Annotated in this window: 16 protein-coding genes; 8 read left to right on the top strand and 8 right to left on the bottom strand. The window is 65.7% G+C overall.

What is annotated here, in order from left to right; genetic code table 11:
- Positions 1–68: 68 nt before the first annotated feature.
- Positions 69–956: a DUF3667 domain-containing protein gene (locus tag GTP44_RS06720; RefSeq protein ID WP_161018821.1), complete on the bottom strand. Its 888-nt coding sequence runs from the start codon at positions 954–956 to the stop codon at positions 69–71.
- Positions 957–1,087: 131 nt separating this feature from the next.
- Here GTP44_RS06720 and GTP44_RS06715 point away from each other — a divergent pair, with 131 nt between their 5' ends.
- Genes GTP44_RS06715 through gloA form a run of 3 tightly spaced genes read left to right on the top strand, consistent with a single transcriptional unit; the run spans position 1,088 to position 3,139 of the window.
- Positions 1,088–1,327, top strand: a complete 240-nt coding sequence (locus GTP44_RS06715) for a hypothetical protein (RefSeq protein WP_161018820.1) — start codon at positions 1,088–1,090, stop codon at positions 1,325–1,327.
- 25 nt (positions 1,328–1,352) lie between these two features.
- Positions 1,353–2,693, top strand: a complete 1,341-nt coding sequence (locus tag GTP44_RS06710) for a PQQ-dependent sugar dehydrogenase (RefSeq protein ID WP_161018819.1) — start codon at positions 1,353–1,355, stop codon at positions 2,691–2,693.
- Between the two features lie 38 nt (positions 2,694–2,731).
- Positions 2,732–3,139 carry a lactoylglutathione lyase gene (gene gloA, locus GTP44_RS06705; protein WP_161018818.1) on the top strand — a complete coding sequence of 136 codons (408 nt, stop codon included), beginning with the start codon at positions 2,732–2,734 and terminating at the stop codon, positions 3,137–3,139.
- Between the two features lie 4 nt (positions 3,140–3,143).
- Here gloA and GTP44_RS06700 read toward each other — a convergent pair whose 3' ends face one another.
- From GTP44_RS06700 to GTP44_RS06670, 7 genes are all read right to left on the bottom strand, one after another.
- On the bottom strand, positions 3,144–4,061 hold the full coding sequence (locus GTP44_RS06700) for a UbiA family prenyltransferase (RefSeq protein WP_161018817.1): 918 nt from the start codon (positions 4,059–4,061) through the stop codon (positions 3,144–3,146).
- Positions 4,058–4,834: a hypothetical protein gene (locus GTP44_RS06695; RefSeq protein WP_161018816.1), complete on the bottom strand. Its 777-nt coding sequence runs from the start codon at positions 4,832–4,834 to the stop codon at positions 4,058–4,060. The genes GTP44_RS06700 and GTP44_RS06695 overlap by 4 nt, the downstream gene beginning before the upstream one ends.
- 12 nt (positions 4,835–4,846) lie before the next feature.
- The gene (locus GTP44_RS06690; protein ID WP_161018815.1) at positions 4,847–4,987 is read right to left on the bottom strand and encodes a hypothetical protein; all 141 of its coding nucleotides are present in this window, start codon (positions 4,985–4,987) and stop codon (positions 4,847–4,849) included.
- 79 nt (positions 4,988–5,066) lie between these two features.
- Positions 5,067–6,392: a TolC family outer membrane protein gene (locus GTP44_RS06685; RefSeq protein ID WP_161018814.1), complete on the bottom strand. Its 1,326-nt coding sequence runs from the start codon at positions 6,390–6,392 to the stop codon at positions 5,067–5,069.
- A 95-nt stretch (positions 6,393–6,487) separates the two neighbouring features.
- Positions 6,488–6,811, bottom strand: a complete 324-nt coding sequence (locus tag GTP44_RS06680) for a rhodanese-like domain-containing protein (protein ID WP_160989140.1) — start codon at positions 6,809–6,811, stop codon at positions 6,488–6,490.
- A gap of 11 nt (positions 6,812–6,822) precedes the next feature.
- A complete protein-coding gene (locus tag GTP44_RS06675) occupies positions 6,823–7,476 on the bottom strand; it encodes a protein-L-isoaspartate O-methyltransferase family protein (RefSeq protein WP_161018813.1) in 654 nt (217 codons plus the stop codon).
- Between the two features lie 171 nt (positions 7,477–7,647).
- Positions 7,648–8,292, bottom strand: a complete 645-nt coding sequence (locus GTP44_RS06670; protein WP_161018812.1) for a TetR/AcrR family transcriptional regulator — start codon at positions 8,290–8,292, stop codon at positions 7,648–7,650.
- A gap of 211 nt (positions 8,293–8,503) precedes the next feature.
- Here GTP44_RS06670 and GTP44_RS06665 point away from each other — a divergent pair, with 211 nt between their 5' ends.
- From GTP44_RS06665 to GTP44_RS06645, 5 genes are all read left to right on the top strand, one after another.
- Positions 8,504–9,733, top strand: a complete 1,230-nt coding sequence (locus GTP44_RS06665; protein ID WP_161018811.1) for a hypothetical protein — start codon at positions 8,504–8,506, stop codon at positions 9,731–9,733.
- 93 nt (positions 9,734–9,826) lie between these two features.
- Complete coding sequence (locus tag GTP44_RS06660; RefSeq protein WP_161018810.1) at positions 9,827–10,321, top strand: hypothetical protein; 495 nt, start codon at positions 9,827–9,829, stop codon at positions 10,319–10,321.
- A 63-nt stretch (positions 10,322–10,384) separates the two neighbouring features.
- Positions 10,385–10,768 carry a DUF2946 domain-containing protein gene (locus GTP44_RS06655; protein ID WP_161018809.1) on the top strand — a complete coding sequence of 128 codons (384 nt, stop codon included), beginning with the start codon at positions 10,385–10,387 and terminating at the stop codon, positions 10,766–10,768.
- A gap of 91 nt (positions 10,769–10,859) precedes the next feature.
- Entirely contained in the window at positions 10,860–12,944 is a 2,085-nt protein-coding gene (locus GTP44_RS06650) for a TonB-dependent receptor (RefSeq protein WP_161018808.1), read from the top strand.
- A gap of 104 nt (positions 12,945–13,048) precedes the next feature.
- A complete protein-coding gene (locus GTP44_RS06645) occupies positions 13,049–15,025 on the top strand; it encodes a glycoside hydrolase family 97 protein (protein WP_161018807.1) in 1,977 nt (658 codons plus the stop codon).
- The last annotated feature ends 96 nt before the right edge of the window (positions 15,026–15,121 follow it).

Below are 15,121 nucleotides of genomic sequence, written 5' to 3'. Positions count from 1 at the left end.
CGCGTGCCATCACCTACCGGCCGTGTAACTGTACATTTAAACAGTGTTTAATGCAAGCACCGGGCCGCCTAATGTCCGACGCTCATGATGCCCATCGCCGAGGAGAACGCCAGCGCCAGTCCCAGCACCAGCGAATAGCTCAGCATCAGCAGCGCCCAGCGCCAGAAGGTGCCGAAGCGGCTGCTGTGATACACGCGCCGCATCGCCCACGGCAGGTAGGCGATCAGCCACAGCCACAACATCTTTCCCGCATCCCACGGCATCAACAGCATCAGGCCGAAGATGAAGAACGCGAAGGCATTGGTGTGCAGCGCGAACAGCACATGCTCGCCGAAGCGGCGCCCCGATCCCAGGTACAGCACTTTGAGAAACAGGGCAAACACCGGCATCAGGCAAAACACCGCGTAGGGGGCGTAGCTATACAGGCCCTTCTGGAAGACGCCGACCTGCTGCTCGCCGGGCAGGCGATTGAACGCATGCCATTGTTGGCGCAGCGCCGGCCAGCGCGCCAGCTGGTCGCCGACATACTGCTCGGCGTTGTCGCCCTCCTTATCGTCCTGCACGAGTTTGACCGCGCCCGCGTGCGTTTTGGCCGGCGCCGCCACCTCGGCGCTGGGCGCGGCCGTATCGGCGTCCTCTGGAACGTGCAGGCCGCCGCCGGTCAGCTTCAGCAGCGCGAAGAACAGCAAACTAAACGTCAGATACAGGCGCAGCGGCTGCACGAAGCGCACGCGGCGGCCACGGATGTATTCATTGGTCAGCAGACCGGGCCGGAACAGCAGCCGCGCCAGCGAGCCCCACAGCTTGCCCTCCAGCGCCACATAGTGGCCGATGAATTCATGCAGGAACTCACGCGTGCTGGCGTGGTGCAGCACCGCCTCCTGGCCACAGTTGGCGCAGTAGTGGCCGCTCAGCGGCGCATCGCAGTTGGCACAGTTGGCGGGCTTGACGCTCATGCGGCGGTCCTGTCGAGAAAGATGGTCTGAATGATAAACGAGTTCCCCCGCATGTTGTCAGAATTCAAGGTGGCGACGGGCGTAAAACCAACTCGCTAAGATGGTCTTATGACAACACCACGGAGGCCAGCATGAAAGACCAGCACGTCAACACCAACGCCAAGGTCGAGAACGACGGCGACCAGCGCATGCCGCACGAGCGCGACGAATCGCCGGACGGCCATCCGCACCAGCAGCGCAGCGTCATGCAACAAGCCGCCGCCGACATCGACAGCGGCATCGTCGACACCGACCTGCACAACCAGCGCGGCGTGCAGAAACCGCGCGCGGACGCCGAAGCCCAACCACAACCCAACGTCAGCCGCGACTGACGCGCCGAACCGGAACACCCACGCCATGCGCCAGCCCGCCCTCGCCGCCCTCCGGCTGCTGCCCTTGCTGCTCGCCACCGCCGCCCCGCAACTGGCCGGCGCCCAGTCCTACCCCACCGGCTACGGCCCGCAGCCGGCGCTGCCGGCGCCGGAACGCAAGCTGATCCCGACGGTGAATGTGGCGCAGGCCGCGCCCTGGTCGTCGACGGCGGAGGCGCCGGCGCCGGCGGCCGGTTTCAGCGTCAGCGCCTATGCGCGCGAGCTCGACCATCCACGCTGGGTGGTCACCCTGCCCAACGGCGACGTGCTGGTGGCCGAAACCAATGCCCCACCCAAGCCGGATGACAGCAAGGGCATCAAAGGCGCGGTGATGAAGCACATGCAGAAGAAGGCCGGCGCGGTCAGCCAGTCGGCCAACCGCATCACGCTGCTGCGCGGCGTCGACGCCAAGGGCGGCGCGCAAAGCCGCCATGTGTTCCTCACAGGGCTGAACTCGCCGTTCGGCATGGCGCTGGTCGGCAACAACCTGTACGTGGCCAACACCGACGCCGTGCTGCGCTTCCCCTACCAGCAGGGCGCCACCAGCATCCGCGCCGCCGGCGTCAAGGTGATGGACCTGCCGGCCGGCACGCTGAATCACCACTGGACCAAGAACCTGGTGGCCAGCCCGGACGGCAAGTATCTGTACGTGACGGTCGGCTCCAACAGCAACGTCGCAGAAAACGGCATCGACGCCGAACAAGGCCGCGCCGCCATCTGGCGGCTGGACCTGGCCGGCAATCAACCGACGCTGTACGCCACCGGCCTGCGCAACCCGAACGGCATGGACTTCGAGCCGCAGACCAAGGCGCTGTGGACCGCCGTCAACGAGCGCGACGAACTGGGCAACGACCTCGTGCCCGACTACATGACCTCGGTGCGCGAGGGCGGCTTCTACGGCTGGCCGTACAGCTACTTCGGCCAGCACGTCGACAGCCGCGTCAAGCCGCAGCAACCGGCGCTGGTGACCAAGGCCATCGTGCCCGACTACGCGCTGGGCGGCCACACCGCCTCGCTGGGGCTGGCGTTCTATACCGCCAAGCTGTTCCCGCCGGCCTACCAGGGTGGCGTGTTCATCGGCCAGCATGGCTCGTGGAACCGCAAGCCGCACAGCGGCTACAAGGTGGTGTTTGTGCCGTTCGCCAACGGCAAGCCATCCGGCCCGCCGCAGGACTTCCTGACCGGTTTCCTCGACAAGGATGAGAAGGCGCGCGGCCGCCCGGTGGGCGTGGCGGTGGACAAGCAGGGCGCGCTGCTGGTGGCCGACGACGTCGGCAATGTGATCTGGCGCGTGGCGCCGGCGGCGGCGCAAACCGCCAGCCGCTGATAAAATCCCTGTTTGGCTTTCATCTACAAGGATTTAGCATGCGCATTCTGCACACCATGCTGCGGGTCGGCGACCTGCAGCGCTCCATCGATTTCTACACCAAGGTGCTGGGCATGAAGCTGCTGCGCACCAGCGACAACCCGGAATACCAGTACACGCTGGCCTTCCTCGGCTACGGCGCCAATCCGGAGCACGCCGAGCTGGAGCTGACCTACAACTACGGCACCACCCGCTACGATCTGGGCAACGCCTACGGCCACATCGCCATCTCGACCGAGGATATCTACAACGCCTCAGCGGCGGTGAAGGCCAACGGCGGCGCCGTCACCCGCGAACCGGGCCCGGTCAAGGGCGGCACCACGGTGATCGCCTTCGTCACCGATCCGGATGGCTACAAGATCGAGCTGATCGAGCGCAGCTTCGACGGCGCCGGCGCCGGCCTCTGACGCGCTACAGCGCGGCCGCGCCCAGTCCGGCGCAGGCCGCGATCACCACCAGGCTGAACGGGTCCTTGCTGACGTAGAGCAAGGGGTCGTCATGCACCTCGCCACGGAACGACAGCATCCACAGCCGTCCCAGCCACAGCATGGCCAGCGGCACGATGCCGAACAGCCAGGCCGGATGCGTGTACAACTTGAGCACGTTCGCCGAATTGAAGTACAGCATAAAAATCACCACCGACACGAAAGCGCTCTTCATGCCCATCATGCCCATCATGCCGATCGGCTGCCGGTCCGCCGTGGCGTAGCCACGCCCCGAGGTTTTATCCTTGCCGGCGCGGTGCAGATTGACCAGTTCGCTATGGCGCTTGAGCAGCGCCAGCGACAGGAACAGGAAAAAGGAAAACGCCAGCAGCCAGAACGACGGCTCGATGCGGGTGACCGCGCAGCCGCCCAGCACGCGCAGGGTGTGCAGCAAGGCCAGCATGACGGTATCGACCATCAGCAAGCGCTTCAGGTACAGCGAGTACGCCACGGTCGCCACAAAATACACGGCCACGGCCAGCAACAGCAGCGCGTCGTAATACGCGCACGCGGCCAGCGCCGTCAGCGCCAGCAGGCCGCTGACCAGGCGCGCCAGCGATGCCGGCAAAGCGCCGCTGGCGACCGGCCGGTGACGCTTGACCGGATGATGGCGATCATCCGCCGCGTCGAGCACATCGTTGAGCAGATAGGCGCTGGAGGCGCACAGGCAGAACGCCGCGAACGCCAGCAGCGATTGCAGCGCCGTGCCCGCATGCAGCGCGTGGGCGGCCAGCATCGGCACAAACACCAGCAGGTTTTTCAGCCAATGGCGCGGCCGCAGCGCCCGCCACAGCGCACGCGGGACCGACGGCCGGCGCGACACCGGCGGCGTGTCAGCCGTCATGCCCGGCGCCGCGCCAGCCACGCCACGCCGTAGAGGGCGGCGAACGGCACCAGCATCGGGTACAGGCCCCAGATGGCGCGGCCATCGACCCGCACGCACAGCGCCGCGTACAGCGGCGGCAACAGCATCAGCAACAGCAGGGATTTGAGCGGCTGCAACGCCGGCGCCGGCTGGCGCATGCCCAGCAGCGCCAGCGGCAGCACCAGGCCGGCCGCCGTCGCCAGCGAGGCCAGCGAGCGCACGTCCTTCAGCGCCGTGATCACCGTCTGGACGGATGGCGCCCACACATAGCTGGGCAGGCCCGGAATCAGCCACCAGCGCACCACCACCATCCACACGCCGGCCAGCGCCAGCGCCGCCAGGCCGGCCGGAAGGCTGATGCGGCGCATCGCCAGCAGCCACACCAACAGCAGGATATTTTCTTCACGCACGGCGGACGCCGTTACGCCGGCCAGCGCGGCCAGCCACGGCTGACCGCTGAGCACCGCCAGCACAAACGCGGCGCGGGCGCAGATCGAGGCCGGGTCGGTCAACAGATAGGGGGCATACCAGAAGGTCGGCACCGACAGGATCATCAGCAGGCCGGCGAGGACGGCGGCCTGGCGGCTGGCGCCCACCCGCAGCACGCTCAGCGCCGCCATGACGGCGGTGGCGCTGATGCACAGCCAGTTCAGCAGCGCGAAGCTCTGGCGCGTGTCGCCGGGAATCGCGGCCGCCACGGCCGGCGCCAGCAGACGGTAGGGAAATGGCGCCCGCAGTTCGCTGGCCGGCACCTCGCCGCGCAGTTAGCGCGCGGTATCGAAGTAGGCTTGCGAATCCTCCACCGTGCCGCCCCAGCGCCACATCATGACCAGCAGCGCCAGCACGGCAAAACCGCCGGCCAACGCCACCCACTGCTTGCTGCTCAACTTACCGGAGATCGTCATATGCGTTCACTATTTACTAACTTCAACAGCGGCGCATACTACCTCTTTATTAACTTTTAGTCCAACCGAGACGCGTGGCTTAGCGCTGCAGCAGCGCGTTGATCGGCTGCAGGTCTTCCTCGTTCAGCGAGCCGGCCGCCGCCTTCAGACGCAGGCCGTTCATGATCGTGTCGTAGCGGGCTTTGGCCAGATCCTTCTGGGTCGAGTACAGCAGCTTTTGCGCATTCAGCACGTCGATGTTGATCCGCACGCCGACCTGGTAACCCAGCTTGTTCGACTCCAGCGAGGACTTGCTCGACACTTCCGCCGCTTCCAGCGCCTTGACCTGCGCCAGCCCGCTGTTCATGCCGAGGAACGCCTGGCGTGCGTTCTGCGAGGCGGCGCGTTTGGTCGCCTCCAGATCGTTGCGGGCCTTGTCTTCCAGGGCGATGGTTTCCCGCACCTTGCTGGAGATCGCGAAGCCGTTGAAGATCGGAATGCTCCAGGTGACGCCGACGGCGTTGCCATTGACCACGCTGCCGGCGGGGCCAGTCTGTTTCTGGTGCGTGCTGCTGGCCACGAAGTTGGCGGTCGGCAGGTGGCCGGCGCGGTTGCGCTTGATCTCGCGCTTGGCGATTTCCACGTTCAGGCCGGCGGCGACCACCGAGTAGTTCTGCGATTCCGCCGACGTGATCCATGGGTCCACGGTGGCCGGCGACGGCGGCGCGATGGTCACGCCGGTGCGCAGCGGCGCCAGCGTGGCCGGCGCCTGGCCGATGATCACCTGCAGCGCGGTGCGCTTGTTTTCCAGATCGTTGATGGCGGCGAACTCCTGCGCCACCACCAGGTCATAGGCGGCCTGCGCCTCGTGGGTGTCGGTGATGGTCTGGGTGCCGACCTCGAAGTTGCGCTTGGCCGACGCCAGCTGCTCGGTGGTGGCCACTTTCTGCGCCTGGGTCGAGGTCAGGTTGTCCTGCGCGGTCAGCACGTCGAAGTAGGCTTGCGCCACGCGCACGATCAGGTCTTGCTGGGCCTGCGAGAAGGTGGCCTCGGCGGTGGCCTGCGCCAGCTTGCTCTGTTGGTAGGTCTCCCACGCGGCCCAGTTCACCAGCGGCTGGCTCAGCGACACGGTATAACTATTGGTGTTCGATTCCGTGTCGCTCTTTTGCATGATGCCGGTAAAGGCCTGGGGCGTGGTGGCGTCGCCAGAATTCCGGTAGGCGCTGCCGCTGACGCCGATGGTCGGCAGCAACCCCGAGCGTCCCTGGGTGATGCGTTCCTGCCCGGCGGCCAGCGACGAGCGCGCGCTGGCGTAGGTCGCATCATTGGCCAGCGCTTGCTGGTACACCTGGACCAGGTCGGCCGCCTGTGCGTTGAGCGTCAGGAAAGCGCTGGCGATCAGCACGGCGATAAGGGGTCTCTGCATTGCAATCTCCGTTGGAGTCATCAAAAAGTTGAACAAATCAAAAACACACACCGCCGCGCCGGCCACCCGGCGCGCCAGCCATCAGTACTTGGCCATTAGTACTTGGCCATCGTGCTATCGACTTGCAGCGCCCAGGCGTGGATGCCGCCGGTCAGGTTGATCATCTGCCCGAAGCCGTTACGCTCCAGGAAGGCGGCCACCTGCAGGCTGCGCGCACCGTGATGGCAGATGCAGACAATCGCCGCCTCCTCATCGAGGTCGTCGATGCGCGCCGGGATGGTATTCATCGGGATCTGGACCGAGCCGTCGATACGGCAGGTCTCGAACTCCCAGTTTTCACGCACGTCCAGCAACACCGGATCGGGACGGGCGTCGTCGGCCAGCCAAGCGGCCAGTTCCGGCGCGGTAATCTGCTGCATGGCCGGCCCGCTCAGAAGGTGAACTTCGACGGCGCCACCGCCGATTCCAACGCCTTGACGTTGGTCTCGAACAGGGTGCGGGTGTCGTAGCCGGCCTCGCCGGTGCGGGTGACCAGCTGCGCCTTCATCGCCGGCGCGGCGCCGATGATGACCGCCAGACGGCCGCCCACCTTCAGTTGTTGCAGCAGCGCTTCCGGCAGCACCGGCAGCGAACCGCCCACCACGATCACATCCCACGGCGCGCCGGTGGCCCAGCCCTGGGCGCCGTTGCCCAGCTCCACGCTGACATTGGTCACGCCGTTGTCGGCCAGGTTCTGCTCGGCCAGCGCCTTCAGCTCCGGCGAGATTTCCACCGTCGTCACATGGCGCGCCTTGTGCGCCAGCAGCGCGCTCAGGTAACCGCAACCGGTACCGATTTCCAGCACCGACTCATGCTTCTTCAGACCCAGGTCCTGCAGCAAACGGGCTTCGATCTTCGGCGCCAGCATCGCCTCGCCGCCCGGCAGCGGGATTTCGATGTCGGCAAACGCCAGCGCCTTGTGCGCGGCCGGCACGAAGTTTTCACGTTTAACCACGTGCAGCAGCTCCAGCACCTCGGCGTCGAGGACGTCCCAAGGGCGGATTTGCTGTTCGATCATGTTGAAGCGGGCTTGTTCGATATTCATCTTATGACTCAGGTCGGGATTAAATAATCCGTCATTTTATCGTTGAACTGGCATGGAGGCACATATTAACGATTCGACGGCCGGATCGCGGGAAATTGCGACAGTCTGCAGTTTAAGGGGGGTGAACCTGCGAAAATGGCAAGCTGGATGGAAAACAGGACATGCCGGCGGTCAGGTCGAATCGGCCCGCAGGCCGCGCAGGGTGGTGGTGATGAAGGTCTCCATGAAGGCCTCCGGCGCCACGTCCGGCATATCGCAGGTCGGCATATAGGAGTGGGTCCACATCATCAGCATCAGGACCGGCGCGATCAGCACCCGCGTCATGACCACCGGATCGACCGGGCGGAACTCGCCGCGCGCGATGCCGCGGCGGAGCACCTGGGCGATCAGCAGGCTGCCGCGCGCCACCACCTCTTCATTGTAAAACTGCGCCAACTCGGGGAAGTTGTTGCCTTCTGACAACATCAACTTGGTGATGCCGCCCAGCGGCGTGGCCCAGATCTCGGTCCACCAGCGCAGCAACAGTGTGCTCAGCAGTTCACCGCTGGGGCCGTCGAAGCTGGCGGCGTCCTGCTCCGCCTCGCCGATGGTGGCGACGATATTGGCGCGCACCACCTCCTTGAACAGTTCTTCCTTGTTGGTGAAATACAAATACAAGGTGCCCTTGGAGACGCCAGCGCGCTTGGCCACGTCCTCCAGCCGGGTGGCGGCATAGCCACGCTCGACGAATTGCGCCAGCGCCGCCGCCAGCAACTCCTGCGGCCGCGCATCCTTGCGTCGCTCCCAGCGTGGCTTGGTGTCTTGAGGGGCTGGCATAGGTGGGTGTGAAAGTAACTTACTCGTAAGTCATTAATGTAAACGCAAGACTGGCGAGCGTCAAGCGCTTCCCGGCTGCACGACAGTCCACGCAAAGCCAGCGCTGCATTGTCAGCCATGTCTATGGAACATTTATCCCATGGCATTCGAACAACGGGCCGGGGAAAATATTGCCACTTGGTATTTCTTTCCCTATTCACAAAGGTCTCTGATGAAAAACGCTCTTTCCGTGATCGCGCTGGGCGCGATGTTGTCCGCTTGCGGCGGTGGTGGTGGCGACAACGGCACCAGCAATCCGACGCAACCGGTCGGTCCGACCAATCCAACCACCCCGACCACGCCGACGACACCAACCACGCCGACTAATCCAACGACACCAACCACTCCGACCACCCCGACCACGCCGACCACCGACGCCGTGACCACCGCCTCGCAGGCCGTGGCCGCCCAGGCCGGCCTGACCGTCATCGCCGGCGCCAACGCCAACGAAACCGTGTACGACGTCGCGGCAGACATCGGCGACACCTGGCGCGTGACCTTCGACAGCGCGGCCAAGACCTTCACCGTCAAGGTCATCTCGACCCAGTTCAGCCTGACCGACCGCAACGGCAGCTACACCGCCACCACCACCGGCAACCTCACCACCTACACCGGCACCGGCCTGCAACTGACGGTCGACGCCCGCACCCGCCTGCTGAGCGGCAATCTGACCATGGGCGGCAAGGCCAGCACCGTCAGCGGCACCGGCTACGCCGTCGGCGACGTCGCCAAGCTGGCCGGCACCTACACCTTCCTCGGCGCGATGCGCAACGCCGCCAACGGCGGCTCGCTGTTCACGCCACGCGGCGCGCTCAAGCTCAACGCCGACGGCTCGGCGCAACTGTGCAGCAATGGCGCCTTCAGCGCCCAGGGCGTGTGCACGGCGGTCGCTGGCATGGGCGAGTTCGACAGCGCCACGCTGACCCTGGTCAAGGACGCCGCGCGCGGCGTGCTGGTCGCCCGTCAGGGCCAGCAGGACTTCGGCATCGTCCACGTGCACGCCGGCGACCACGGCCTGGCGCTGTTCATCGACCGCTACGGCCGCAACCAGGAAAACATCCTGCGCGTGGGCACGCTGGTGGCCGCCAAGGCCAGCACGCTGAGCGCCACGCTGGACGGCAGCTACGCCTGCGCCGACCAGGGCGGCGCCACCGGCACCATCGCCATCGCCGGCGCCACCGCCACCTTGACCAACCTGAGCAACGGCCGCTCGCACACCGAAAACGTCACCCTCAACAAGATGGGCGTGGGCCGGCAGGCGGTCGACTTCGACGGCGTGGCGGTGCTCAAGGACCCGGCCGACGCGCAGTCCGACTACTCGATGTTCATGCCGGTCTCGTCCAGCATGGCGGTCGAGTACTCGACCGACAAGTCCTACCTGACGGTGTGCCTGAAGAAATAAGCGAAATAAGCCGCCGCCCATCATCCCGGTTGAAAAAATGCTGCCAAGCGGGTACATTTTTGACAGTCAATAATAATGAACCGGGAGACATCAATGGCAACGCGTCGTACTTTCATGGCGGCCGGACTGGGACTGGCCACCGTTTCACTGCGACCTTCGGCGTCCGCGCAAACGCAGCCCTTCGTGCTGTATGACGATGAACTGAAGAACGGCTGGCAAAACTGGAGCTGGGCCAAGGTCGAACTGACCACGCCGGCCGGTGGCGCCAAGCCGATCAAGGTGCAAGGCGATCCGTGGTCGGCGTTGGCGCTGCACCACGACGCCTTCCCCACCACCGGCTACACCAAGCTCACCTTCGTCATCAACGGCGGCCAGCAGGGCGGCCAGGAGCTGGCGGTCAAGGCCATGGTGGACGGCAAGCCCGTCGAGGCGAGCTACTTCATCCAGCCCAAGGCCAAAACCTGGTCGCGGGTCGAAGTGCCGCTGAAGGAACTGGGCGCCGAAGGCAAGCTCATCGACGGCATCGCCGTACAAGGCCAGGCCAACGCCTATAACGCCTACTTCATCACCCGCATCCAGTTTGAGTAAGCTGAGTAAGCTGAGTAAGCGCCGCTAAATCCGCGATTTTTTCCGTTTGGCTATAATCGTCGCATGATCAACCTGGCCAAGCGGAAAACGCTGTACCTGTGGATCGCCATGCTGGCGATGCTGTTCGGCGCGCTCGCGCCGACGGTGTCGCACGCGCTGGCGGCAGGCGCGCAGGTTGACGCGGCCCTGATGCTGTGTACCGCCAACGGCTACAAGATCGTCAAGCCGTCCGGCGGCGACGGCCAGGCGCCGCTCGACGCCAAGAGCCTGCAGCATTGCGCGTTCTGCCCCCTGCACGGCGGCGCCGACGCGCTGCCCGCTTCGCCGGCGGTGGCGCTGGCGCCGAGCGCTGGCCGCGCTCCTTACCCACCACTGTTCTACCGCGCGCCGCGCGCCCAGCACATCTGGTCCGCCGCGCAGCAACGCGCGCCGCCTTTCCTCGCCTGATTCGTCTCCGCCTTCTTTATCGCGCCGCCTGCTGGCCGCGCGTGGCGCCCATCGCAACCATGCGCCTGACACGAACCTCACGAGGAACACCATGAAATCGCTTTACCTGACCATTTGCCTGGCCGCGGCCGGCGTCGCCCACGCCCAAACCGAGGTCACCCCGATCACCGATCCCAAACTGAAGGTCATCGTCTCCGCCCTCGGCGAGAGCTGGCTGCAACGCCCCACCGGCCCGAGCGACGCCGCGTTGCTGCTCAGCAGCACACCCGGCTATAGCGTGGCGCAGGCCGGCGGCGTGTCCGGCCTGCCCTTCATCAACGGCCTCGGCGACGACCGCCTGAAGATCCGCATCGACGGCATGGAAATCACCTCCGCCTGCGCCAACCACATGAACGCGCCGCTGTCCTACCTCGACCCGACGCAGGTCGGCCGCATCGAGGTGCTGGCCGGCGTCACGCCGGTCAGCGCCGGCGGCGACAGCATCGGCGGCACCATCACCGTCCAGTCCGGCGCGCCGCAGTTTGCCGAGACCGCCGGCCAGCTGCGCACCTCGGGCCGCGTCACACTGAGCGGGCGCAGCAACGGCGAAGCGGTCAACGGCGGCGTTTCGGCCGGCATCGCCAGCGACACGCTGAGCTTCGGCTACAGCGCCGCCTACGCGCGCGGCCACAGCTACGAGGACGGCGACGGCAACCGCGTGCTGGGCAGCCTGTACGAGAGCATCAACCAGTCCGCCGTGCTGGCCATGCGCGACCAGGACCAGCAACTGACGGTGCGCGCCGGCGTGCAGCACATTCCATATCAGGGCTTCCCCAACCAGTACATGGACATGACCGACAACACCGGCAAGTTCGTCAACGCCGACTATCTGCGCCGCTTCGGCTGGGGCGCGCTGGAGGCCAATCTGTACTGGCAGCGCACCGACCACGAAATGGGCTTCTTCTCGCCCGAGCGCCCCGGCACCATGCCGATGGTGACGCATGGCCGCAACCTCGGCTACGCGCTGAAGGCCACGCTGCCCGTCAGCGACGCGGTCAGGCTGCGCGTCGGCCAGGAATACCACACCTTCCGCCTGGAGGACTTCTGGCCGGCCGTCAGCGGCTCGATGATGATGGGACCGAACACCTACGTGAACATCCACAACGGCCAGCGCGACCGTATCGCCGTGTACGGCGAGGCCGAGACAGTGCACAACGCCCAGTGGACCTCACTGCTGGGCGCGCGCTGGGAATCGGTGCGCATGGACGCCGGCGCCGTGCAGCCCTACTCCACCGCAATGATGAACGCCGCCGACGCGGCCGCCGCCACCGCCTTCAACGCGCGCGAGCGCCATCAGCGCGACGGCAATCTGGACCTGACCGCGCTGGCGCGCTACGAAGCCGACGCCATGACCACGCTGGAACTGGCCGCCGCCCGCAAGACCCGTTCGCCCAACCTCTACGAACGCTACGCCTGGGGACGCGGCACCATGGCCATGACCATGACCAACTGGTTCGGCGACGGCAACGGCTACGTCGGCAACATCGACCTGAAACCCGAGACCGCCTACACACTGGCCGTCACCGCGCACTGGCACGGCGGCGCCGGCGCGCAGGCCTGGTTCGTCAAGCTCAATCCCTACATCAACCGCGTACAGGACTACATCGACGTCGACGTGCTGGGCCAGTTCACCCCCTACGGCAAGCAGAGCACGGCCACCCTGCTGCGCTTCGCCAACCACGACGCCCGCCTGTACGGCGCCAACCTGTCGTGGAGCGTGCCGCTGGCCGCCAGCCTCAAGTTCAACGGCAACGCCGCCTACACGCGCGGCAAGCGCAGCGACGGCGGCGGCGACCTGTACCACGTCATGCCGCGCAACGCGCTGCTGACGCTGGAACACGCCAGTGGCGCCTGGACCAACCAGCTCGAAGCGAAACTGGTGGCCCGCAAGGACCACGCCGACGCCCGCCGGTTGGAGCCGCAAACCGGCGGCTACGGCCTGCTCAACGTCCGCGGCAACTACCAGTGGCAGAAAAACCTGCGCGTCTCGGTGGGCGTGAGCAACCTGCTGGACAAGCTGTATGCCGACCCGATGGCCGGCGTCTACCTGTCCGGCCTGCAGCGCCAGGGCGGCACGCTGCAAGCGCTGCCCGGCTACGGCCGCTCGCTCGACATCGGCCTGACGCTGACTTTCTGACGCGCACCGGATCGGATTGAATGGGTGGTGATTTTCGTAATTGCGGTATAACGCTGATGGTTGCAGAATACTGCTCAATACAATCAAAATGGAGTCACACACCCATGGTAGATCCGATCCGCCTTGCCAGCCTGTTGGCGCTGGGACTGCTGGCCGCGACGGCCAGCGCCGCCACGGTCACCGTTAAATCCCCCGACGGCCGCAACACGGTCAGCATCGACAGCGATCAACTCACCTGGTCGCTGAACCGCGACGGCAAACGCATCATCGAGCCGTCGCCGCTGGGACTGAAGCTGCTGGACGTGGGCACCCTCGGCGCCGGCGCCAGGCTCACCGGCCACACCGACAACACCATCAAGGACAGCTACGAGATCGTGCTGGGCAAGGCGCGCAGCGCGCCGGACCACTACCGGCAGTCCGAAATCAGCTTCGCCGGCAAGCTGCAATTCCAGCTGCTGGTGCGCGCCTACGACAACGGCGTCGCCCTGCGCTACATCATCCCGGAACAGCAAGGGCTCAAGGCCGTGAAGGTAATGAGCGAGGCCACGCAATTCAACTTCGCCAAGGACTTCGACTGCTGGGGCGCCAACATCGGCCGCTTCGACACCAGCTTCGAGGCCGAATACGACCCAACCAAGGCCTCCGGCATCCGTCCCTTCCACAACTACATGGCGCCGCTGGTGTGCAAGACCGGCGTCGGCACCACCACCTTCGCCATCGCCGAATCGGACGTCAAGGACTATCCCGGCTTCTACCTGTCCGGCCGTGGCGACGCGGGTCTCGGCGTGCAAGTCACGCTGCCGCCGCGCTTCGACAACAACCGCGATTTCCGCTCGCGCAAAAGCGTCTCCGCCAGCGTGGCACTGAATGGGCAGGGATTTAAAACGCCATGGCGCGTGGTGATGCTGGGCGATACGCCGGGCGACCTGACGGCATCGTCGCTGATCCCGACACTGGCGGCGCCGTCGCAAATCCAGGACACCAGCTGGATCAAGCCGGCCAAAACCGCGTGGGACTGGTGGAACGACTGGGCGGTGAACATCCCGAACGCCGGCATCAACACCGCCACCTACAAAGCCTTCGTCGACTTCTCGAAGGAGATGAAGCTGGACGATATCCTGATCGACGAAGGCTGGTCGGTGGGCAGCGACATCGAACCGAATCCGAAGGCCGACATCACCCGGGCCAAGCCGGAGATGGACATGCCGGAACTGCTGCAATACGCCAAATCGCAAGGCGTGGGCGTGTGGCTGTGGGTGCAGTGGCACCAGCTGGACCGGCAGATGGACGCCGCCTTCCGCAAGTACGCCGCCTGGGGCATCAAGGGCGTCAAGGTCGACTTCATGAACCGCAACGACCAGGAGATGGTCGACTGGTATCACAAGGTGCTGCGCAAAGCCGCCGAGTACCAGCTGATGGTCGACCTGCACGGCGCCTATCCGCCCAATGGCCTGCATCGCACCTGGCCGAACTACGTGACGCAGGAAGGCGTGCTCGGCGCGGAGTACAACAAGTGGGGTGGCCGCATCACCGCCACGCACAACGTCACGCTGCCGTTCACCCGCATGATCCTCGGCCCGATGGATTACACGCCGGGCGGCTTCCACAACGTCACGCCGTCCCATTTCGCGCCGCGCAACCGCGAACCGATGGTGATGACCACGCGCGGCCAGGCGGTCGCCATGTATGTGGTATACGACAGCCCGTTGCAGATGGTGGCCGACAGCCCGGCCGCCTACAAGAACGCCGACGGCAGCTGGGCCGATGGCGCGGAGTTCATCCAGCAGGTGCCAACCAGCTGGGACGAAACCCGCGTGGTCGCCGGCGACATCGGCGAATACATCGTCTCGGCGCGCCGCAAAGGGGAGGTCTGGTACGTCGGCGCCATGACCAACGAATCCGAGCGCACGCTGAAGGTGCCGCTGGCCTTCCTCGGCAAGGGCGAGTACCACGCCCATGTGCTGCAGGACGGCGACGACGTCACGCGCCTGGACGCCAGCGACAGCAAGGTCACCGCCATGCAGACCATTACGCTGAAGCTGGCGCCGTCCGGCGGTGCGGTGGCGGTGATCAAACCCTAGCGACAGCCGGCCAGCGCCGGCGCGATATCCCTGATTGGGCCGCTTTGCAGGTTGGATATGCTAACATGCGAATGCAAATAATTCTCATTCAATAAA

Source organism: Duganella lactea (genome assembly GCF_009857505.1).
Taxonomy (GTDB): Bacteria; Pseudomonadota; Gammaproteobacteria; order Burkholderiales; family Burkholderiaceae_D; genus Rugamonas; species Rugamonas lactea.
Note: the sequence above shows the minus strand (reverse complement) of the source record. Positions and strands in the feature narration are given on the sequence as shown.